Annotated in this window: 18 protein-coding genes and 1 tRNA gene; 9 read left to right on the top strand and 10 right to left on the bottom strand. The window is 69.6% G+C overall.

Going from position 1 to position 21040, the window contains the following annotated elements; genetic code table 11:
* Nucleotides 1-111: 111 nt before the first annotated feature.
* The 8 genes from IEX13_RS02040 to IEX13_RS02005 all read left to right on the top strand — a co-directional run bounded on the left by IEX13_RS02040 (nucleotide 112) and on the right by IEX13_RS02005 (nucleotide 10873).
* Nucleotides 112-936: a DUF6689 family protein gene (locus IEX13_RS02040; RefSeq protein WP_188660660.1), complete on the top strand. Its 825-nt coding sequence runs from the start codon at nucleotides 112-114 to the stop codon at nucleotides 934-936.
* A 69-nt stretch (nucleotides 937-1005) separates the two neighbouring features.
* The gene (locus tag IEX13_RS02035) at nucleotides 1006-1878 is read left to right on the top strand and encodes a GAF domain-containing protein (protein WP_188660658.1); all 873 of its coding nucleotides are present in this window, start codon (nucleotides 1006-1008) and stop codon (nucleotides 1876-1878) included.
* Between the two features lie 7 nt (nucleotides 1879-1885).
* The gene (locus IEX13_RS02030) at nucleotides 1886-5137 is read left to right on the top strand and encodes a serine/threonine-protein kinase (protein WP_188660656.1); all 3252 of its coding nucleotides are present in this window, start codon (nucleotides 1886-1888) and stop codon (nucleotides 5135-5137) included.
* Nucleotides 5121-5888 carry a sensor histidine kinase gene (locus IEX13_RS02025; protein ID WP_188660654.1) on the top strand — a complete coding sequence of 256 codons (768 nt, stop codon included), beginning with the start codon at nucleotides 5121-5123 and terminating at the stop codon, nucleotides 5886-5888. The genes IEX13_RS02030 and IEX13_RS02025 overlap by 17 nt, the downstream gene beginning before the upstream one ends.
* Entirely contained in the window at nucleotides 5885-6544 is a 660-nt protein-coding gene (locus IEX13_RS02020; RefSeq protein WP_188660651.1) for a response regulator, read from the top strand. The genes IEX13_RS02025 and IEX13_RS02020 overlap by 4 nt, the downstream gene beginning before the upstream one ends.
* 64 nt (nucleotides 6545-6608) lie before the next feature.
* The gene (locus tag IEX13_RS02015) at nucleotides 6609-7076 is read left to right on the top strand and encodes a hypothetical protein (protein WP_188660648.1); all 468 of its coding nucleotides are present in this window, start codon (nucleotides 6609-6611) and stop codon (nucleotides 7074-7076) included.
* A gap of 18 nt (nucleotides 7077-7094) precedes the next feature.
* Nucleotides 7095-8885, top strand: coding sequence for an acyl-CoA dehydrogenase C-terminal domain-containing protein (locus IEX13_RS02010; protein WP_188660645.1), 1791 nt, complete (start codon nucleotides 7095-7097; stop codon nucleotides 8883-8885).
* A 77-nt stretch (nucleotides 8886-8962) separates the two neighbouring features.
* Nucleotides 8963-10873: an AsmA family protein gene (locus tag IEX13_RS02005; protein ID WP_188660642.1), complete on the top strand. Its 1911-nt coding sequence runs from the start codon at nucleotides 8963-8965 to the stop codon at nucleotides 10871-10873.
* A 23-nt stretch (nucleotides 10874-10896) separates the two neighbouring features.
* Here IEX13_RS02005 and IEX13_RS02000 read toward each other — a convergent pair whose 3' ends face one another.
* On the bottom strand, nucleotides 10897-12336 hold the full coding sequence (locus IEX13_RS02000; protein ID WP_188660640.1) for a sensor domain-containing diguanylate cyclase: 1440 nt from the start codon (nucleotides 12334-12336) through the stop codon (nucleotides 10897-10899).
* Between the two features lie 158 nt (nucleotides 12337-12494).
* On the opposite strand from IEX13_RS02000, the gene IEX13_RS01995 reads away from it, so the two are divergent.
* A complete protein-coding gene (locus IEX13_RS01995; RefSeq protein WP_188660636.1) occupies nucleotides 12495-13367 on the top strand; it encodes a CPBP family intramembrane glutamic endopeptidase in 873 nt (290 codons plus the stop codon).
* Here IEX13_RS01995 and IEX13_RS01990 read toward each other — a convergent pair.
* The 9 genes from IEX13_RS01990 to thrS form a co-directional block, all read right to left on the bottom strand.
* Nucleotides 13353-13429: transfer RNA gene (locus IEX13_RS01990), tRNA-Pro, on the bottom strand. The two genes, IEX13_RS01995 and IEX13_RS01990, sit on opposite strands and share 15 nt — an antisense overlap.
* A gap of 84 nt (nucleotides 13430-13513) precedes the next feature.
* The gene (locus tag IEX13_RS01985) at nucleotides 13514-13870 is read right to left on the bottom strand and encodes a MerR family transcriptional regulator (protein WP_188660633.1); all 357 of its coding nucleotides are present in this window, start codon (nucleotides 13868-13870) and stop codon (nucleotides 13514-13516) included.
* Nucleotides 13851-14150: an integration host factor subunit alpha gene (locus IEX13_RS01980; RefSeq protein ID WP_034222882.1), complete on the bottom strand. Its 300-nt coding sequence runs from the start codon at nucleotides 14148-14150 to the stop codon at nucleotides 13851-13853. The genes IEX13_RS01985 and IEX13_RS01980 overlap by 20 nt, the downstream gene beginning before the upstream one ends.
* Before the next feature lie 34 nt (nucleotides 14151-14184).
* The gene (pheT, locus tag IEX13_RS01975) at nucleotides 14185-16569 is read right to left on the bottom strand and encodes a phenylalanine--tRNA ligase subunit beta (protein ID WP_188660631.1); all 2385 of its coding nucleotides are present in this window, start codon (nucleotides 16567-16569) and stop codon (nucleotides 14185-14187) included.
* Complete coding sequence (gene pheS / locus IEX13_RS01970) at nucleotides 16566-17549, bottom strand: phenylalanine--tRNA ligase subunit alpha (protein ID WP_188660628.1); 984 nt, start codon at nucleotides 17547-17549, stop codon at nucleotides 16566-16568. Before pheS ends, pheT begins: the two co-directional genes overlap by 4 nt.
* A 102-nt stretch (nucleotides 17550-17651) precedes the next feature.
* Nucleotides 17652-18011 carry a 50S ribosomal protein L20 gene (rplT, locus tag IEX13_RS01965; RefSeq protein ID WP_034222876.1) on the bottom strand — a complete coding sequence of 120 codons (360 nt, stop codon included), beginning with the start codon at nucleotides 18009-18011 and terminating at the stop codon, nucleotides 17652-17654.
* A gap of 13 nt (nucleotides 18012-18024) precedes the next feature.
* Entirely contained in the window at nucleotides 18025-18228 is a 204-nt protein-coding gene (gene rpmI, locus IEX13_RS01960) for a 50S ribosomal protein L35 (RefSeq protein ID WP_188660626.1), read from the bottom strand.
* A gap of 227 nt (nucleotides 18229-18455) precedes the next feature.
* Nucleotides 18456-18983, bottom strand: coding sequence for a translation initiation factor IF-3 (infC, locus tag IEX13_RS01955; protein ID WP_425489072.1), 528 nt, complete (start codon nucleotides 18981-18983; stop codon nucleotides 18456-18458).
* A 37-nt stretch (nucleotides 18984-19020) separates the two neighbouring features.
* Nucleotides 19021-20928: a threonine--tRNA ligase gene (gene thrS, locus IEX13_RS01950; RefSeq protein WP_188660619.1), complete on the bottom strand. Its 1908-nt coding sequence runs from the start codon at nucleotides 20926-20928 to the stop codon at nucleotides 19021-19023.
* Between the last annotated feature and the right edge of the window lie 112 nt (nucleotides 20929-21040).

Here is a 21040-nt window from a genome sequence, read left to right as displayed (position 1 = left end):
TTCCACAAGGATTCATGGAGCCGGGGCCACGCTTGCCACCGGACCACCCAGGACGGCATGCGGCGCAGCGGACGCGCCACATTGATTCGCTTCCCACAGGGGGACATCCGCATGACCAGGCTGATCCAGAGTTTCACCCTCGCCCTGCTGCTGGCGGCGCCTGCCGCCCACGCGCAGGCGCTGCCGCTGGACGTTTCCGTTTCCGGCGACACCGCAGAAGTCCGCATCGGCCCGGCGCTCTCGCCGCTGGCCGACCTGCAGCTGGACTTCGACGACGCCACCGGGCTGTCGGCCGCTTCGCTGGGCCTGAACGCCCAGCTGGTGACGCTCACTTCGCCGACCCTGCTGGCGCGCCTGCCCAGCGGCCTGGTGTCGGTGCCCACCGAACTGCCGCTGATGATCACGGTCGAACCGCCCACGCTGGGTGGCCTGGCCTTCGAACGCCGCGTGCACGTCGAAGTGCACACCCATGCCCTGCCCTACACCGCCGGCTCGCGCCTGCGCCTGTTCAAGGCGCCGCTGGGCGGGGCCTTCCGCGACATCACCAACGCGGTCGAACCGGGCAGCGTGCGCACCCGCGGCACCACCGGCGGCTTCTCGCAGTTCATCGTGGCGCTCGACCTGCGCCCGACCGACGCGGTCGTTGCCCAGAAGATCCAGTTCCTGCGCGACCAGGCCGCCCTGCTGGCCGCCAGTGAAGAAGGCCCGCTGGTGGCGATGATCGACGGCATCGAAGACGCCGTGGACGTCGGCGATTTCGCCGCCGCCAACGCCCTGGTGGACGCCATGCGTTCGCGGGTCTCGGCGCGCGCCGGCACGCATATCCCCGACGACTGGCGCGCCACGCGCGACGTCGCGAACATCGCCGGCGAGCTGCTTTCCGGGCTCGACACCCTGGCTTTCAGCATCGGCTACCTGCGCGATTACGGTCCCTGAGCACCGGCGCGGGCCCGGCCCGCCGCCGCTGCCATTGCGAGGCCCCACTGGCTGGGGCCAAGATGGGGCATGCCTGCCCGCCTGACAGCCTATCTGCCCGAGGGAGCCGCGGTGGAAACCCTGCTGGCAGCGGGCCGCGGCCTGCAGGTGGGCCGCGCCCCGCCCAGCGAACTGCTTATCGACCACCCTTCGGTTTCCCGCAGCCACGCCCGCTTCGAGCCCGAAGGCGAAGGCTGGCGCCTGGTCGACCTGGACAGCAAGAACGGCAGTTTCATAGATGGCCTGCCCGCCGACGGCCGCCTGCTGCCAGCCAATGCCTGGCTGCGTTTCGGCGACGTCACCTGCGAACTCGCGCACGTGGACGAGCAGGCGCTGGCGCGTTCCGGCGAACGCCGGGCGGCGCGGCAAACCGCCTCGGTGCTGCACCAGCGTGCGATCGAACAGTCCCAGGACCCGGGCGACCTGCTCAGGGCCACGCTGGCCGCGGTGATCGACCTGGCCGGCTGCGAACGTGGCTTCCTGCTGATCAACCAGCCCGGGGGCCCGGTCGTGCGCGCCTGGCAGGGCCTGGACGACCGCACCCTGGCCGCGCCCGCCTTCGATGGCAGCCGCGGCGCCGTCGACAGGGCGCTGCGCGAACGCCGGCCGGTGGTGGTCAACGATGCCGGCCTGGACGCGGCCTTCGCCGGGCGCGCGTCGGTGGTGGCCGGAGGATTGCGCAGCCTGGTCTGCCTGCCGCTGGTCACCGGCGACCAGGTCCTGGGCCTGGCCTATGCCGACAGCCGCGCGCCCGGGCACGCCATCACCACGCTGGAACTGGACCTGCTTGCCGCCTTCGCCGAACGCGCGGCGCTTTGGCTGGCGGCGCGCCGCAGCGAACTGGCCCTGGCCGAAGTCGCCCGCCAGGTCCGCTGGCCGGGCGCCACCGGCGCCGCGGCGTGATCCGGCCATGACCGGCAACGACCGCCGCCATTTCCCCGAAACCATGACCGGCCAGCACGCCGGCGCCGAACTGCTGCCGGGCACCGTGCTGGCCGGGCGTTTTGAAATCGTCCGGATGCTGGGCATCGGCGGCATGGGCGTGGTCTACCTGGCCCGCGACCGCGACCTGGACGTGCCGGTGGCGATCAAGCTGCTGCGCCCGGAACTGGCGTCGCGACCCGAAGCCTTTGAACGCTTCCGCCAGGAACTGCTGCTGGCGCGCCAGGTGTCCAGCCCGCACGTGGTGCGCATCCACGACATCGCCCGGCACGAGGACCGCTGGTTCATCAGCATGGACCTGGTGGACGGCGAGTCGCTCGACCGCCGGCTCGACCGCGAAGGCCGGCTGCCGCTGGAGCCGGCCCTGGCCATTGCCCGCCAGCTGGCCTCGGGCCTGGCGGCCGCGCACGCCAGCGGCATCGTGCACCGCGACCTCAAGCCGGCCAACGTGCTGGTGGACAGCACCGGCAACGCACTGATCAGCGACTTCGGCGTGGCGCGATCGCTGGGCACCAGCGGCCTGACGCACTCGGGCGCGATCATCGGCACCCCCGATTACCTGTCCCCGGAACAGGCGCGGGCCGCGCCGGTGGATGCGCGCAGCGACCTGTATTCGCTGGGCCTGATCCTCTACGAAATGCTGGCCGGGCAGCCGCCGTTTTCCGGTGGGACGCCCGCCGAGTCGCTGACCCAGCGCCTGGTGCAGGCGCCGCCGCGCCTGGACACGGTGCGCGACGACCTGCCTGCCTGGGTGGTGAGGCTGGTCGACCGCCTGCTGCAGCCCAACCCCGCCCGCCGTTTCCAGGACGCCGGTGCCGTGGTCGCCGCGATCGAAGCACGCCACGTCGCCCGCGACCTGCGCCCAGGGCGCAATAGCATCGTCGCCGCCCTGCTCCTGGCCGCCGCCTTCGCGCTGGTCGCCTGGTGGCAGGCGCGGCCGCCGCAGGAACCGGTGCCGGTCGAACAACCGGTGCCCGACCGCCTGGTGCTGGTCGCCGATCCTTCCGCCGACGACCTGGCGGCGCTCACCGCCATCGCCGAGGCGATGCGCCAGGGCCTGGCCGGGCCACCGAACACGCCCTTCGTTGATGCCGACCGCAGCCAGCTGGCCCTGGCCCAGGCCGGCCTGGGCGGGCGCCGCGCCGACGACACCGCGCTGCTCGCCGTGCTTCCCGCAACGCGCGTGCTGCGCCTGGACCTGCAGGCCGGCCAGGGGCTGGCTGCCGTACTTTCGCAAGCCGGCGAGCCAGCGCCGCGCGAGTTCCGGGCGCCGGCCGGCCAGGCGCTCGAACAATCCGCCGCCAGCCTGGCCCGGCAGTTCGCACTGGGCACGCTGCCGCCCGGCCTGTTGCCGGCCACGCCCGGAAACCTGCGCGCCTACGGTGAAGCCCTGGCCCTGCGCGACGCCGGCCGCTGGGAGGCTTCGGCGGCGGCTTTCGAAGCACTGGCGACCGCCGAGCCTGGTTTTGCACCGGCATGGCTGGGCCTGGCGGAAACCGCGCGTGCCGCCGGCCAGCACGCCCTGGCCGAAGACGCGGCGCGTCGCGGCGCCGGCCTTGCTTCGCCGGTGAAAGCGCGCCTGCAGGCCATCGTCGCGCTCTACGAAGGCAACTTCGATGAAGTCCTGGGCAAACAGCGCGCCCTGGTGCAGTCGCACCCCGATGACCTCGACGCGCGCCTGCAGCTGGCCGAACTGGAAATCGATGCCGGCAGTTTCGACGCCGCCATCGCCGCGCTGCGCGAGCTGCTGGCGCGCGACCCCCAGGACCCGCGCGCGTGGTTCCTGCTGGGCAAGGCCGCCATCCTGCAGGGCGACCACCGCGAAGCCGTCGAAGAACACCTGGTGCGCGCGCTGGTGCTGTACAAGCGCGGGCGCAGCGCCTTCGGCGAGGCCGAGACCACCAATGCCATGGGCGTGGGCTATGCGCGCCTGGGCCAGATCGAAGACGCCGAAGAACAGTACCGCAAGGCCGCCGACCTGCGCCGCGAGCTGGGCGATCGCCGCGGGCTCGCCAGCAGCCTGCGCAATCTGGCCCAGCTGGCGATGGTGCGTGGGCATTTCGACGCGGCGCAGGACCACCTGGCCGAAGCGGGCGCGCTGTTCGAACAGCTCGGCGACCGCGGCGGCGCCGCGGCGGTGGACAACGAACTGGGCCTGCTGGCCGAAGAACGCGGCAACTACGCCCAGGCCCTGGCCGCCTACAAGCGCGCGCTGCGCGGCCGCGAAGCCGCCAAGGACCCGCAGGGCACCGCCGAAAGCCTCAACAACATCGGCTTCGCGCATTACCAGCTGGGCGACTACGACAATGCCCGCGTGTTCTGGCAGCAGGCGCGAGAAGCCTTCGTCGCGCTCGACGACCACAACGGCATCGTGCGCGCCGACCAGAACCTGGGCCTGCTCGACCTGGCCCGCGGTGACTGGCCGCAGGCGGGGCGCCGGCTCACCGGTTCGCTCGATCAAGCGCGCGCGCGGCACATGCTCGAAGAAGCCGCGGTGAGCCTGCGCAACCTCGCCGAACTGGCGCTGCTGCAGGGCGAGCTCAAGACCGCATCCACGCACCTTGAGGAAGCGCGGCGCCTGTTCGCCGAACGCGGCGACCAGCGTGGCCTCGTCGACGCCGACCTGCTGCAGGCCCGCCTGCTGGCCGCCGCCGGCCGCAACGACCAGGTGCTGTCGCTGCTCGGGCAAATCCGCCCCGCGCTGCTGGAAAGTTCGCTGGAACAGCGCGCCATCGCCGCCCTGGTGGACGCGCGCCTGCAGCGCGACGCCGGCAATGACCGCGGCGCGGAATCGGCACTGGTGCGCGCCCGCGCCCTGGCCGAAGAAGCCGGCGTGCCGGCGCTGCGCCTGGAGGCCGAGGTCCTGGCCCTGGCCGCCACCGATGACGAAGCCGCGCTCGACGCCGGGGTCACCGCGCTGGGCAATCTTTCCCTGCGCCTGCTCTGGCTGGAACGGCTGGCGCAGAACCGGCTCGCCCGCGGCGACACCGCCGGTGCGGTCGCGGCTTACCGCGCCGCCGCCGAACTGCTCGAACGCCGCGGCGGTTACCTGCGGGCCCATCGCCTGCACGCCTTGGGGGCACGCGCCCTGGCCCAGGCCGGCGAAGCCGATGCCTCGGCGCAGGCCGGCGAACGGGCGGCGCGCGCACTGGAAGCCCTGCAGGCCCAGGCCGCCACCCTGCCGGCCCCGGAGGAGCTTGCCCATGCCCGCGAAGACTGAGGACCTGGCCAGCACGCTCGAAACCCTGCGCGGCGACTACCGGACCCTGGTCGAGCGCCTGGAAGCCAACGAGCGCGAGTTCCAGCGCCTGGGCCGGGCGGTGTTCCGGGTCGAGGAAGAGGAGCGCCGCCGCCTGGCCCGCGAACTGCACGACGGGCTAGGCCAGAACCTCACCGCGCTCAAGCACCGCTTGTCGCTGCTGGCCAGCCAATTGGGCGACACCCGCCCGGACCTGCAGCCCGAAATCGACGCCAGCCTTGCCCTGTGCACGCAGGGCCTTGCCGACACCCGCGAACTTTCGCGCCTGCTGCGCCCGCAGGTGCTCGACGACCTGGGCCTGGAAGCCGCGCTGGACTGGCTGGCGCGGACCCTGGGCAATCCCGCCGGCCTGGCCATCCAGATCAGCGCCCACCCGCTGCCGTCGCTCGAACCCGACCTGCAGACCCTGGTGTTCCGGCTGGCCCAGGAAGCCCTGGCCAACGTGCTGCGCCACGCCGGCGCCAGCCAGGCCATCGTGTCGGTGCGCGTGCGCGCCGGCCTGCTCCGGCTGACGGTGTGGGACGACGGCCCGGGTTTCGACGTCGCCGCGGCGCTGGAAAAATCCCGCCGCGGCGACAGCACCGGCCTGGGCGGCATGAAGGACCGGGTGGCGCTTTACGGGGGCCGCTTGCTGCTTGAATCGGGCAAGGACGGCACCCGCCTCGAGGCCGTGGTCCCGATTCCCGGCGAGGCTGGCATACTGGCCCCATGAGCACGCTCCCGGGCCGCAGCTTGCGGGTCCTGATCGCCGACGACCACACCCTGGTCCGGGAAAGCCTTGTTTCGGTGCTTGAAACCGCCGGCGCCTGCCAGGTGGTCGCCCAGGCCTCGAACGGCCTGGAAGCCCTGGCGCTGGCCGCCGAACACGACCCCGACGTCGCCATCATCGACATCTCCATGCCGCACCTTGGCGGCCTGGAAGTCGTGCGCCGGCTGCAGGCCGACTGCCCGCGCACCCGCGTGCTGGTGCTGACCATGCACGAGGACCAGGAATACCTGCTGCACGCCGTGCGCGCCGGCGCCACCGGCTTCATGCTCAAGGACAGCCCCACCGCCGAACTGGTCGCGGCGGTGCGAAACGTCGGCGAAGGCCGCGGCCACTTCAGTCCCGAAGCCTCGCGCATCCTGGCCGAGCAGCTGCACCGCCCGAAGCAGGCCATGGACGACCCCTACGGCAGCCTGACGCCGCGCGAACGCGAGGTCTTCCACCTGGTCATCGAAGGCATGAGCACCAAGGAAATCGCCCGCCGGCTCGACATCAGCACCAAGACCGCGGAAAACCACCGGGCCCGGGTGCTGGCCAAGCTCGAGGCCCGCAACACCGCCGACGTCATCCGCTACGCGGTCCGGCGCGGCCTGATGACCTGAGCCCACGCGCCGTCAACGTACGGGCTGGTATGCTCCGGGGGTTGTTTTCCGGAGCCCGCCCGCCATGCGCAGAGTCACTGTTGCCGCCCTTCTCCTGGTCCTGATCGCCCTGCTGGCCGCCTGCGCCGGCGGCCCGCCCAAGCGGGTCTACCCGCCCCAGGCCAGCGTGCAGGAGCTGCGGGTCCAGGACGACGGCACGTGGCGCCTGAGCCTGCGCATCCGCAACTTCAGCACCGTGCCGATGCGCTTCTCGCGGCTGCAGGCCGGCTTCACCGTCGGCGGGCAGGAGGCCACGCGTTTCGACTTCGATCCCGGCGTGACCGTGGGCCCGGGATCGGCCGAGCTGGTGGAACAGGTCTTCACGCCCGGCCCGGGCGCCCGCGACGCCGTCGTGCAGGCCCTGGCCAACCGCCGCAGCGTCGCCTACCTGCTGTCCGGCCGCCTGGCCAGCAGCGACCCGGGCACCAACGACGACATTGAATATCCCAGCCGCCTCGACCCGGTCCCCGGGCTCGAAGGCGTGCTCCGCTGACCTCCAAGGAACCGACCCATGAACCGCTACACCGCTCCCGTGCGCGACATGAAGTTCGCGCTCTATGACGTCATCGGCGCCGACAAGCTGTACGCAAGGCTGGGCATCGAAAACGGCCAGCGCGACCTGCTCGACGCCGTCATGGACGAAGCCGCGCGCTTCAACGAAACCGTGCTCGCGCCGCTCAACGCCGTCGGCGACGAACATGGCTGCACCTTCGACAAGGCCACCGGCGAGGTGGCCACGCCGCCGGGCTACAAGGAGGCCTACGCGAAGTTCGTCGAGGGCGGCTGGACCGCGCTGACCGCGCCGGAAAAGTTCGGCGGCCAGGCGCTGCCGGAAAGTTTCGGCGCGGCGCTCAAGGAAATGATCGACGCCGCCTGCCTGAGCTGGGGCAACTACCCGCTGCTTTCGCACGGCGCCACCGAGGCCCTGAAGCACCACGGCGAACAATGGCAGCAGGAGGTTTTCCTCAAGCCCATCATCTCGGGCCGGTGGACCGGCACGATGTGCCTGACCGAACCGCACTGCGGCTCCGACCTGGGCCTGCTCAAGACCAAGGCCGAACCGCAGGAAGACGGCAGCCACGCCATCACCGGCACCAAGATCTTCATCACCGGCGGCGAACACGACTTCACCGACAACATCATCCACCTGGTGCTGGCGCGCCTGCCCGACGCCCCCGCGGGCACCAAGGGCATCTCGCTGTTCATCGTGCCCAAGCAGCGCACCGCGCGCGACGGCAGCGTCGGCGAACGCAATGCGGTGCGCTGCGGATCGATCGAACACAAGATGGGCATCCATGGCTCGTCCACCTGCGTGATGAACTTCGACGGCGCCCAGGGCTACCTGATCGGCCAGCCGAACAAGGGCCTCAATGCGATGTTCACCATGATGAACACCGCGCGCCTGGCCGTGGGCCTGCAGGGCCTGGCCCTGATCGACCGCAGCTACCAGAACGCGCTGGCGTATTCGCGCGACCGCCTGCAGGGTCGTTCGCTGTCGGGCGCCAAGAATCCGGACAAGCCCGCCGACCCGCTGATCGTGCACGCCGACATCCGCCGCATGCTGCTTACCTGCAAGGCGCTGGGCGAAGGCGGCCGCCTGCTGGCGCTGCACGCCGCCACCCTGGTGGACGTCATCGAACAGTCCACCGACGCCGAGGAACGCAAGCAGGCCGACACGCTGCTGGGTTTCCTGACGCCGATCGTCAAGGGCATGCTCACCGAGTGGGGCATCGAGTGCACCAACCACGCGCTGCAGTGTTTCGGCGGCCACGGCTACGTGCGCGAATGGGGCATGGAACAGCTGGCGCGCGACGCCCGCATCACCACCATCTACGAAGGCACCACCGGCATCCAGGCGCTCGACCTGCTGGGCCGCAAGACCATGCAGCTGCAGGGCGCCGGCCTGCAGATGTTCATGAAGATGATCCAGGAGTTCTGCACCGAACACGCCGCCGACGAATCACTGACCGAGTTCGTGCTGCCGCTGGCGGAGATCGCCAAGCAGTGGGGCGAGCTGACCATGGAAGTGGGCAAGAAGGCCATGGCCAACGCCGATGAAGTCGGCGCCGCGTCGGTGGACTACCTGTTCTACTCCGGCTACGTCGCCCTGGCCTACTGGTGGGCGCGCGCGGTGGTGGCGGCCGAAGCCGGCAGCCACGGCGACGGCTTCAAGAAGGCCAAGCGCGAGACCGCCCGCTTCTACTTCGCCCGCATCCTGCCGCGCACCCAGACCCATGCCGCGGCGATGCGCAGCGGCGCCGGCAACCTGCTGGCCCTGGACGAGGCGTTGTTCGACAGCTGATCGCGCCGGTTTCCCGAACCTGAACGGCGCCCGCGCCGTTCGGCTGCGGGTCGGTTTGCCAAGCCTATGCTGTGGCCATGGCCGACCGATCCGCCGCTTCCGGAGTCACGCGCACCGAGGTCCCGCACGCACGCGGCCTGCTGCTGGTCGGGCTTGTCGTGCTGTTCGTGCTGCTGGCCGGCAACCCCATCGCCAAGGCGCTGATCGAACACCAGGTGCGCGCCAGCACGGGCCGCGAGTTCAGCATCGGCGGCCTTTCGGTGTCGCCCGGCGTGGTCCGGCAAACCGTCGCCGGCCGCGACGTTCGCCTCGGCAACGCCGACTGGGCAAGCCAGCCTTCGCTGTTCGAAGCCCGCCACGTCGAAGTCCAGTGGGTGCCCTGGCGCCTGTTCCTGGGCCAGGTGGCGATTGTTTCGGTCCACCTCGACCAGCCCGTGCTCAACCTCGAGCGCGACGCCGGACTGCGCGCGAACTGGCGTTTCAGCGACGAGCCGGTCACCGAACCCCTGCCGCGCCGGTTCCCCGACATCGGCGCGCTCTGGGTTGAACAGGGTCGGTTCCGCCTGCTCGAGGAACAGCGCCGCACCGACCTGGCCGTGACCGTGCAAAGCGGCGAACCCACCGCCGCCGGCCGCCTGCCGCCGCTGCTGGTGGAAGGCGGTGGCACCTACCGCGAAAACCCCTTCGCAATCGAAGGCCGCATCGGTTCTCCGCTGCACCTGGTCGATACCGACCCCGACCAGCGCTATTGGATCGACCTCTCCGCCGAAGCCGGCGCCACCCGCGCGCGCGCGTCCGGTGGCCTGCGCTCGGTGCTGCAGCTGCAGGATTTCGAACTCGACTTCGCGATCGCCGGTGCCGACATGGCCGAACTCTATCCGCTGCTGGGACTGGCCATCCCGGAGACCGCCGCCTACGACCTCACCGGGCGCCTGGGCCGCACCGACAGCACCTGGCACTACCGCGGCGTCACCGGCACCGTCGGCAATTCCGACCTGGCCGGCGAAGTCAGCGTGGACACCGGCCGCGAACGCACGCTGCTGGTGGCGGACCTCAAGTCGCGCAAGCTCGACCTCGACGACCTGGCCGGTTTCATCGGTGGCAAACCCCAGGCGGCGGACCCGCAGGACGGCCGGCTCTTCCCGACCAGCGTCTACGACACCGAAAAGCTGCGCTCCATGGATGCACGGGTCAGCCTGGTCGCGCAGCGGCTGACTGCGCCACCCCTGCCCTTTGAGTCCCTGGACGCCCGCCTGGTGCTGGAAAACGGCGACCTGCACCTGGATCCGCTGGACTTTGGCTTCGCCGGCGGCCACTTCGACGGCTCGGTGCGCCTGGACGCACGCCAGGATCCGATGCGGGCACAGATCGACATGAAGGCGCGCGGCCTGCAGCTTCCACGCATGCTGCCCGATGCCGAAGCGGCGCAAAGCCAGGGCTCCCTCGGTGGCCACGTGCGCCTGCACGGCAGCGGCGATTCGGTCGCCGGCTTCCTGGCCACGGCCGACGGCGAGGCCGGGCTGGCCATGGGCCCGGGCCGCATCAGCAACTACATCATGGAACTGGTCGGCCTGGACATCGCCGAGATGATCAAGTTCAAGCTGGGCAAGGACAAGGAAGTGCCGGTGCACTGCGGTTACGCCGATTTCGCGGTGAAAAACGGCCTGATGACGTCGCGCGCCCTGGGTTTCGACACGTCGGACACCCTGGTGCTGGGCGAAGGCACGGTGGACCTGGGCGAGGAGCAGCTCGATATCGTGCTGCGGCCAAGGCCAAAGGACTTCAGTCCCTTCAGCCTGCGCTCGCCCCTGCAGCTCAGCGGCCCGCTGCTCGACCCCAGCATCCGGCCGCAGGGCGGGCCGCTGCTGCTGCGCGGCGCCGCGGCGGCCGCACTCTATGCCATCGCGCCACCGGCCGCCCTGCTGGCCCTGGTCGAGACCGGCCCCGGCGGTGAGTCCGGGTGCGGGCCGAAGGCGAAAACCAACTGAAGCGAGCCGCGATGGCCTGCGACTCAGGTCGCGCGCCGGCGCGCCCGTTTTTCGGCATACATGGCCTGGTCCGCGGCCTGCAGCAGCTGGGACAGCGAGGGTGAACCCCCGTCCGCCACGGCGATGCCGAAGCTCGCGGACACACCGCGGCCCAGGGACTGCACCGGGCCTTTTTCCAGCTGTTCCCTGATCGCCCGGACGACTCCCGTAGCCGTCACCTCGTCGGACCCAGGCAGGAAGATGGCGAACTCGTCGCCACTGAGGCGTCCGATGAATTCCTCCTGGCCGAGGCAGGCCTTGCAGCGAACCACCAGCTCGCGCAGGGCGGCGTCGCCCCCGGCGTGGCCATGGGTGTCGTTGAGCTCCTTGAGGCCATCCACGTCGAGCATGATGATCGACGTTGGCCGACCTGCACGCAGGCCGTCGGCCAGTTCCACCGCGGCCCGGTCCTCGAAGCGGGCCCGGCTCAGCGCCCCGGTCAGGCCGTCATGGCTGACCTGGTCCCGAAGCCGCTTGTTGGCCGCGTAGAGCGCCGGCGCGGCCAGGCTGAGGTAGGAGTTGGCGGCCAGGCTGATCGCCGCGAACTGCAGGATCAGCGCGTCTTCACCGACGTTGACCGCCGCCGCCGCGCCCACCGTCAGCAGGCTGAAGCCCAGCAGCCCCAGTTGCGCGCTGGCGAGGTTTTCGGTGTGCACCACCCACAGCTGCAGCACCACCGGCAGCACCAGCATGACCAGCAGGGCCCGGCTGTTGGAGAGTTCAAGGTAGCTGAGCAGGATCGCCAGGGTCACCGCGAACAGCAGCGCCAACTTCCCGACCGCGGACCTGCGCAGGCGCCACGGGCCCCACTCAAAGGGCGGAAATCGCTTCACGTCGCCGGGGGCGCCTGTGTGCCGCAGCAGCAGGGCGAGGAAGGGCGCCAGGGTCACCAGGGCCGCGTAATCCCCGATCCACCAGGCCGAGGCCAGTTCGAAGATGTCCGGGGCTTCAAGCAGCTCGGTCTGGCTCAGCCCCAGCACGCCCAATACGGCAGCCAGCAGCGCACCCAGCGCGCCGAGCAGCAGGAATTGCGAAACCGCCCGCAGGGTCAGTTCCGTCAGCGCCAATGGCGCCAGGCGGCGCAGCATCATCGCCGGCAGGGCGTAGGCCCCGGTGTGGATCAATGCGAACACCAGGCTGGACGAAGCCAGCACACCCAGGCGCACATCGCCCTGGTTGGAGACTTCGGTCAGGTAGGTGCCCAGCACGCAGGCGACGAAGATCGCCGGCACCGCCCGCCAGCCCATGCAGTACAAGCCGGTGAAAGTGACCGCCGCCGGCGGGAACCAGAGGCTGGCATGCGGGGCGTGTTCAAGCGCGGCGGCCAGCAGGAAACTGCCCAGCCAGAGCAGCAGCAGCAGCGGATGCAGCAACCACGACCGCCACGAACCCGATTGCATCGACAACACCTGCCTGCTCGTCATCCGCACCTCCTGCCCGCATCCTAACGTGCCGGGGACCCCGGTGGCCGGCGACTGCGTCACCCTTCACCCGACCCTGCCGCAAGTCCCGATGACCGGCGGGACAGGCGGGGCCCGGCGGCGCGTGGAATCCTGCGTTCACCAAAACCGATGTCCACGCCATGGCGCCGCGCACTGCCCTGATTTCCCCTGCCCCGGCCTTCGCCTGGCTCGCCGCCTGGACGGTGCTGGCGATGCTGTGGTTCGTGTCGCCGGCGTTTCCGATGCAGCCGTTGGCGGATTTGCAGGCGGCCACCGGCGGCTGGCTGTCCATCACGCTGCTGGCCTCGGGTTCGATCGGCCTGGTGCAGCTGGCGATCCTGCGCTGGCCCGGCCACCAGTCCCTGGCCGCCCTGGGCTGGCGGGCCCGTGACCTGCCGCCGGCCCTGCTGCTGACCGCCCTGCTGTGGCTGCTGGTGCAGGGCGGCACGCTGCTTGGCGCCCAGCTTGCAGACGCGCCGCTGGTGGCGCACGGCGCCTGGGCCAAGGGACTGGGGTTTGCCCTCGGCCCGCTGCTGGCGCAGCTGCTGGGCACCGCGCTGATGGAAGAAACCGTGTTCCGTGGCTACCTGTGGCCCCAGCTGAAGGCGCGGCTGGGCGGCGGAAGGCGCGGCGCGCTGGTGGCGGCGCTGCTGTCGCAGGCGCTGTTCGGGCTGATGCACGTGCCGATCCTGGCCTACCGCGGCGCCGCGCCGTCGGAGATCGCGATGGCGGTACTGGGCTTGTTCCTGATCGGCCTGGTGTTCGTGCTGCTTTACGCCGCCACCCGCAACCTGTTCGTCGTGGTCGGCGTGCACGCGCTGGGCAATGCCCCGACGCTGCTGTTCGAGCCGCAGGGACCGGGACCGACGATGTGGCTGCTGATGGGTTCGCTGGCGGTAGCAGCCGTGGCCGTCGTGCTGCACCGGAAAGCAAAAACCCGCCTTTCGGCGGGTCTGCTTTCGCCGGCCCGTGGGGAGTCGGGCGGCCTTGCCACGAATTGGTCGGGACGGTGAGATTCGAACTCACGACCCCTAGCACCCCATGCTAGTGCGCTACCAGGCTGCGCTACGCCCCGATTCGTGTGGTCCCGGCCGAGGCCGGGCTGGCGATTATACGCGAAGCCGGGCTCTTGTAGGAGCGCCGTCGGGCGAGAATCTTGTTACCGCTTGAGCAGGTTCAGGACTTCCTCGAGCTCCATCCGGACCTGCTTGACCACCTGGGCGGTCATGGAGTTTTCCATGCGCCCGGTCTCGCCTTCCAGGCGCTGGCGGGCACCGGAGATGGTGTAGCCCTCTTCGTACAGCAGGCCGCGGATCTGGCGGATCATCAGCACGTCGTGTCGCTGGTAATAGCGGCGGTTGCCGCGGCGCTTGACCGGCTTGAGGCTGCCGAATTCGGTTTCCCAGTAGCGCAGCACGTGCGGCTTGACGTCGCAGAGCTCGCTGACCTCACCAATGGTGAAGTAGCGCTTCGCCGGGATCGGCGGGAGTTCCCGGTTACTGCCTGGATCCAGCATAGGCTTCCACGCGCTCCTTCAGCTTCTGGCCCGGACGGAAGGTCACGACGGTGCGGGCGGAGATGGGGATCTCCTCGCCGGTCTTGGGGTTGCGGCCGGGACGCTGGTTCTTCTGGCGCAGGTCGAAGTTGCCAAAGCCCGACAGCTTGACCTGCTGCCCACGCTCCAGCGCCTCCCGCAACGCATCGAAGAAGGAGTCCACGAATTCCTTGGCCTCGCGCTTGTTCAAGCCAACCTCCTCGAACAGTCGCTCTGCCATTTCGGCCTTGGTCAGTGCCATAACATCCCCTGTAACCCGCCGTTGCCGGCGAACATCATGACCGCAACCGCGCACCGCAGTCCTTGGCCAGCGCCTCGAGGGCGGTGGCGACGGCCTGGTCGGCGTCGCGGTCAGTTAGGGTGCGTGAAACGTCCTGCAGAATCAAGCCCATAGCCAGACTCTTTGACCCCGACTCTAGGCCTGGGCCGACGTAGCGGTCGAACAGCACCACATCCCGCAGCATCGCGCCCAGGGCGGCCTGCAGGCTGGCCCGCAGGGCCGAGAAGGGGGTGGTTTCCGGGACGACGAGCGCGATGTCCCGGCGGACGGACGGGTAGCGTGAAACCTCCCCGGCCCGCGGCACGGCCCGGGCCGCCAGCGGTGCCAGGTCCAGTTCGAAGCCCACGACCTCGCCGTCCAGGTCCAGGGCCCGGGCCAGGCGGGGGTGCAGGTGGCCCAGCCAGCCGATGCGCCGGCCGTCGCGCCAGACCGAGGCGCTGCGGCCCGGGTGGCCCCAAGGACTGTCGCCGCTGTCGTCCGGGCGGAACTCGCCTTCGGTGCCGGCCAGGGCCAGCAGGGCCTCGACCTCGGCCTTGAGGTCGTAGAAGTCCACCTCCCGGTCCTGCAACGCCCACTGCTCGGCCGACTGCGGACCGCAGGCCACCGCGGCGATGCGCGGGGTTTCGACCGGGGCGCCGCCTTCGGGCGACTGGTGGAAGACCTTGCCCAGCTCGAACAGCCGCACGCGCGACTGCTGGCGGGACTGGTTGCGGGCCAGGGCCGAAACCAGGCCGGGCAGCAGCGCCGTGCGCATCACGCCCAGGTCGGCCGAAAGCGGGTTGGCCAGGGCCACCGCGCGGTCCTGCTGCTGCCAGGTGGCCAGCAGGCCGGCATCGACGAAGGCGTAGTTGATCGCTTCCAGGAAGTCGCGGCCGGTCAGCTGGCGGCGCAGCACGCCGTCGGCGACCTTTGTTTCGCTGGGCGACACCAGGCGTACTTCGCCGGTGGGCGTGCTGGTCGGGATGTTTTCGTAGCCGTGGATGCGGGCGACTTCCTCGACCAGGTCCTCTTCGATGGCGATGTCGAAGCGGCGGGTCGGTGGCGTCACCGACCAGCCGTCGGCGGTGGCGGCGACCTGCATGCCCAGGGCGCGCAGGATGCGTTCGACGTCGCCGTCGGGAACGGCCAGGCCCAGCACGCGGCGCAGGCGGTCGCGGCGCAGGGCCACGGCTTCCGGGCGCGGCAGGTGTTCGGGCAGCGCGGCTTCGCTGACCGGACCGGCCTGGCCGCCCATGATCTCCAGCACCAGGGCGGTGGCGCGCTCGAGCGCCAGGCGCGGCAGCTCCGGATCGACGCCGCGTTCGAAGCGGTGCGAGGCATCGGTGTGCATGCCCAGCCTGCGGGCGCGGCCGATGATGGCCGACGGCGCGAAGTGGGCGCTTTCCAGGAAGACGCGGGTGGTGGCGTCGGTGACGCGGGTGTCCCAGCCGCCCATCACGCCGGCCAGCGCCACCGGGCGGCCGTTGTCTGTGATGGCCAGGAAGCCTTCGTCGAGCGCGGCCTCGCGTTCGTCGAGCAGCTTCAGGGATTCACCCTTGCGCGCGCGGCGCACGCCGACCGGGCCGGACAGGGTGCCGGCGTCGAAGGCGTGCATCGGCTGGCCAAGTTCGAGCATCACGTAGTTGGTGATGTCCACCAGCGGGCTGATCGGGCGCAGGCCGGCGCGCTTGAGGCGTTCGGTCAGCCACAGCGGCGAACGCGCGCGGGCGTCCACGCCGTCGATGATGCGTCCGCAGTAACGCGGGCAGTCGGCGCCGGCGTCGAGCACCACGTCGAGCGCGGCCTGGTGGCCGATGTCGGCTTCGGGGATCTGCATCGGCGTGACCTGCGCACCCATCGCGGCGGCCACGTCGAAGGCGATGCCGCGCACGCTGAAGCAGTCGGCGCGGTTGGGCGTGAGCTTGAGTTCGAAGCAGGCGTCCGGCAGGCCCAGCAGCGCGGCGATGGGCTGGCCCACCGGCGCGTCGGCCGGCAGCTCCATCAGGCCCGAGGCGTCGGCGTCGACGCCCAGTTCCTTCGCCGAACACAGCATGCCCATGGACTCGACGCCGCGCAGCTTCGCGGCCTTGATGGCCAGGCCCCCGGGCAGGCTGGCGCCGACCTGGGCCAGCGGGGCCTTGAGGCCGGCGCGGGCGTTGGGCGCGCCGCAGACGATCTGCACGGTGCCGGCGCCGGTGGCGACCTGGCAGACCTGCAGGCGGTCGGCTTCGGGGTGTTTTTCGCAGGACAGGATTTCAGCCACCACCACGCCGTCCAGGCCTTCGCCCAGGGGCTGCAGGTCTTCCACTTCCAGGCCGATGGCGGTCAGGCGCGCCGACAGTTCGTCGCGCGAGGCGGTGGTGGCGACGTGTTCGCGCAGCCAGCTTTCGGGGAATTTCATGCGAACTGCCTCAGGAAACGGCCGTCATTTTCGAAGAAGCTGCGCAGGTCGTTGACCCCGTAGCGCAGCATGGCGAAACGTTCGACGCCCAGGCCGAAGGCGAAGCCGGTGTATTTTTCCGGGTCGATGCCGCAGGCGCGCAGGCGGGTGCTGCCGTCGGGCTGCTGCCAGGCGATGTCAACTTCCGCGGACGGTTCGGTGAAGGGGAAATAGCTGGGCCGGAAGCGCATCTCGAAGTCGCGTTCGAAGAAGGCGCGCACGAACTCGGCCAGGGTGCCCTTGAGGTCGGCGAAGCTGGACGTTTCGTCCACCAGCAGGCCTTCGACCTGGTGGAACATCGGCGTGTGGGTCTGGTCGGAGTCGCTGCGATAGACCTTGCCGGCGGCGATCATGCGCAGCGGCGGGCCGCTGCCGTCGGCCACGGCCTGCTTCATGAAACGCACCTGCACGCCCGAGGTGTGGGTGCGCAGCAGGCGGGCTTCGCCCTTTGCATCGGGCGGGAAATAGAAGGTGTCGTGCATGGCCCGCGCCGGATGATGCGGCGGGAAGTTCAGGGCCTCGAAGTTGTGCTCGTCGTCCTCGATCTCCGGGCCGTCGGCCAGCTGGTAGCCCAGGCGCGCGAAGATGTCGGTGATGCGCTCGAGCGTGCGCGAGACCGGGTGCAGGTTGCCGACGGCGGCGCCGCGTCCCGGCAGGCTCACGTCGATGCGCTCGCTGGCCAGTCGCGCCGCCAGGGCGGCTTCTTCCAGCACCGACTTACGTTCGGCGATGGCGCCGGCCACGGCTTCCTTGGCGCGGTTGACGGCTTCGCCGGCGGCCTTGCGTTCTTCGGGGGCCAGGGCCCCCAGCTGCTTGAGCTGGCCGGTGATCGAGCCACTCTTGCCCAGCAGGGACACCCGCAGGGCGTCGAGCGCCTCGAGGCTGCCGGCGGCGGCGACTTCGGCCAGGGCCGATCGGGTCAGGTCTTGGATGTCAGGCATGCGCGAGGTTCTTCCCGGTCCAGAAAACAAAATGGGGAAGGACTCTCGCCCTTCCCCACCTTGGTGCTGCCTGCGCGCGGCATGCCGCCGCAGGCATTGGCCTTACGCCGCGAGAGCGCGCTTGGCCTGCTCGGCGATCGCGCCAAACGCGGCGGGATCGTGGATGGCGATGTCGGCCAGGGCCTTGCGGTCCAGGGTGACGTTCGCCTTGAGCAGCCCATTCATGAAGCGGCTGTAGCTCAGGCCGTGCATGCGGGCCGCGGCGTTGATGCGCACGATCCACAGGCTGCGGAACTGGCGCTTCTTCTGCTTGCGGCCGATGTACGCGTACTGCTGGGCCTTGGTGACGGCCTGCTTGGCGACGCGGAAGACCTTGCGACGGGCGTTGTAATAACCCTTCGCGAGCTTGATGATTTTCTTGTGACGGCGGCGCGCCGTTACACCACGCTTGACTCGTGCCATGGTTCAGTCCTCCTCAGAGATAGGGCAGCTGGCGCATCAGGCGACCGGAATCTTCGGCGCGGACGTGGTTCGTCTGGCGGAGATTGCGCTTACGCTTGGTGCTCTTCTTGGTGAGGATGTGGCTACGGTTGGCGTGGCCAGCCTTGAACTTGCCGGAAGCAGTCTTCCGGAAGCGCTTGGCGGCCGCCCGATTGGTCTTGATCTTGGTCTTGGCCATGGGAAGTCCCTTTGGGATATTTGATTACTGGCCTGGGCGGTGGCTTGCGCCACACTTTCCGTCCTGCCCGTGCCGGCTTGTAAGTCCTTGATTCCAAACGAAACCAAGGACAGGTCCATGACGGCTTCGCCCGATGAACCGGGCCCGGATGCCGCACCGGGGACCCGCCGGGAACCCGGCGAGCCGCGAATTATGCAACAAAAGCAGGGACTTGGGTAGCGCCCGGCTTATTTCTTCTTGGGCGCGACCATCATGATCATCTGGCGGCCCTCGAGGCGGGGGCGCTGCTCGACGACCACGTCTTCGCCCAGGTCGGCCTCGATGCGCTTGGCCATTTCAAGGCCCAGCTCCTGGTGGGCCATTTCGCGGCCCTTGAAGCGGATGTTGACCTTGACCTTGTCGCCTTCCTCCAGGAACCGGCGGAGGTTGCGCAGCTTGATGTTGTAGTCGCCGTCGTCGGTGGTCGGGCGGAACTTGAGTTCCTTGATCTCGACGATCTTCTGCTTCTTCTTGGCCGCGTTCGCCTTCTTCTGCAGGTCGAACATGTACTTGCCGAAATCCATGATGCGGCAGACCGGCGGTTCGGCGGTCGGCTGGATTTCCACCAGGTCGACGCCGGATTCCTCGGCCAGCGCAATGGCTTCGTCGCGCGTGAGCACGCCGACCATTTCGCCGTCCAATCCGATCACGCGGACACGCGGGACGCGGATCTCGAGGTTCTTGCGGTTTCGCTTATCGTGGGCTGAGCTGTTGATTCGCTTGATTCCTATTGGGTTCCAGTACCGGTCGCCTTCAGGCGACCGGGCCACTCTCTTCATGCAGGCGCGCCAGGAAGTCTTCGACCTTCATGGTCCCCAGATCTTCCCCCGAACGCGTGCGCACCGCGATCATCCCATTTTCCTTCTCGCGGTCTCCAACCACCAGCAGGTAGGGGATCTTCTGAAGCGTGTGCTCGCGGATTTTATAGCCGATCTTCTCGTTCCGCAAATCGGCCTGGACCCTGACGCCTTGATTCGCAAGGGTTTTCCGGACCGACTCGACCCAATCGGCCTGGGCATCGGTGATGTTGAGCACCACGGCCTGCACCGGGGCCAGCCAGGCCGGGAAGGCGCCGGCGTGGTTTTCGACCAGGATGCCGATGAAACGCTCCATGGAGCCGACGATGGCGCGGTGCAGCATGACCGGGTGCCGGCGCTGGCTGGCCTCGTCCACGTATTCGGCGCCCAGGCGGGCCGGCATCATGAAATCGACCTGCATGGTGCCCAGCTGCCAGGTCCGGCCGATGGCGTCCTTGAGGTGGTATTCGATCTTGGGGCCGTAGAAGGCGCCCTCGCCCGGCAGTTCTTCCCAGGCGACCCCGCAGGACGACAGGGCGGCGCGCAGGGCGGCCTCGGCCTTGTCCCAGGTGGCGTCGTCGCCCAGCCGGTTGTCCGGGCGCAGGGCGATCTTGATCTGCACGTCGGAGAAGCCGAAGTCGGCGTAGACCCGCAGCGCCTGCCGGTGGAAGGCGGTGACCTCGGCCTCGACCTGGTCTTCGGTGCAGAACACGTGGCCGTCGTCCTGGGTGAAGCCGCGCACGCGCAGGATGCCGTGCAGCGCGCCCGAGGGCTCGTTGCGGTGGCAGGCGCCGAACTCGCCGTATCGGATTGGCAGGTCGCGGTAGCTGTGCAGGCCCTGGTTGAAGACCTGCACGTGGCCCGGGCAGTTCATCGGCTTCAGCGCGTACGTGCGCTTCTCCGACTCGGTGAAGAACATGTTTTCCTTGTAGTTGTCCCAGTGGCCGGACTTCTTCCACAGGGACACGTCCAGGATCTGCGGGCAGCGCACTTCGTCGTAGCCCGAGCTGCGGTAGACGCGGCGCATGTACTGCTCCACCACCTGCCACAGCGCCCAGCCCTTGGGATGCCAGAACACCAGGCCCGGGGCTTCTTCCTGGATGTGGAACAGGCCCAGCTGCTTGGCGATGCGGCGGTGGTCGCGCTTTTCGGCTTCCTCGAGCTGGTGCAGGTAGGCCTTGAGGTCCTTGTCGTTGAGCCAGGCGGTGCCGTAGATGCGGCTGAGCATCTGGTTGTTGTGGTCGCCGCGCCAGTAAGCGCCGGCCACCTTCATCAGCTTGAACGCGCGCAGCTTGTCGGTGCCCGGCACGTGCGGGCCGCGGCACAGGTCGGTGAACTCGCCCTGCGAATACAGCGACAGGTCTTCATTGGCCGGGATCGATTCGATGATCTCGGCCTTGTAGTGCTCGCCCATGCCCTTGAAGAAAGCCACGGCCTCGTCGCGCGTCTTGACGCTGCGGATGACCGGCAGGGCTTCCTTCACGATCTTTTGCATCTCGGCCTCGATGGCCGGCAGGTCTTCGGGCGTGAACGGGCGCTCGTAGGCGAAGTCGTAATAAAAGCCGTTGTCGATCGTCGGGCCGATGGTGACCTGGGCGCCCGGGAACAGGCGCTGCACGGCCTGGGCCAGCAGGTGGGCCGTGGAGTGGCGCAGCACGTCCAGGGCGTCTGGATGCTTGTCGGTGACGATTTCGAGCGCGGCGTCGTTTTCGATCAGGAAGCTGGCGTCCACCAGCTTGCCGTCGACCTTGCCGCCCAGGGCGGCCTTGGCCAGGCCGGGGCCGATGGAGGCGGCGACGTCGGCGACCGTGACGGGGTTTTCGAACGGACGGCGGCTGCCGTCGGGGAGCGTGATGTTGATCATGGCGGGTCTTGGAACGAACCTCGGGCAATAAAAAAGGGCGCCAGGCGCCCTCGCGGATGCGAAGCCTGGCCTTTCGTCTACGGAGTCAGGGTAGTGTCCATGTCGCACGCTC

Origin of the sequence: Arenimonas soli (genome assembly GCF_014643775.1) — a bacterium.
Taxonomy (GTDB): Bacteria; Pseudomonadota; Gammaproteobacteria; order Xanthomonadales; family Xanthomonadaceae; genus Arenimonas; species Arenimonas soli.
The sequence above is the reverse complement of the archived record's forward strand: the minus strand, read 5'-3'. Positions and strand labels throughout refer to the sequence as shown.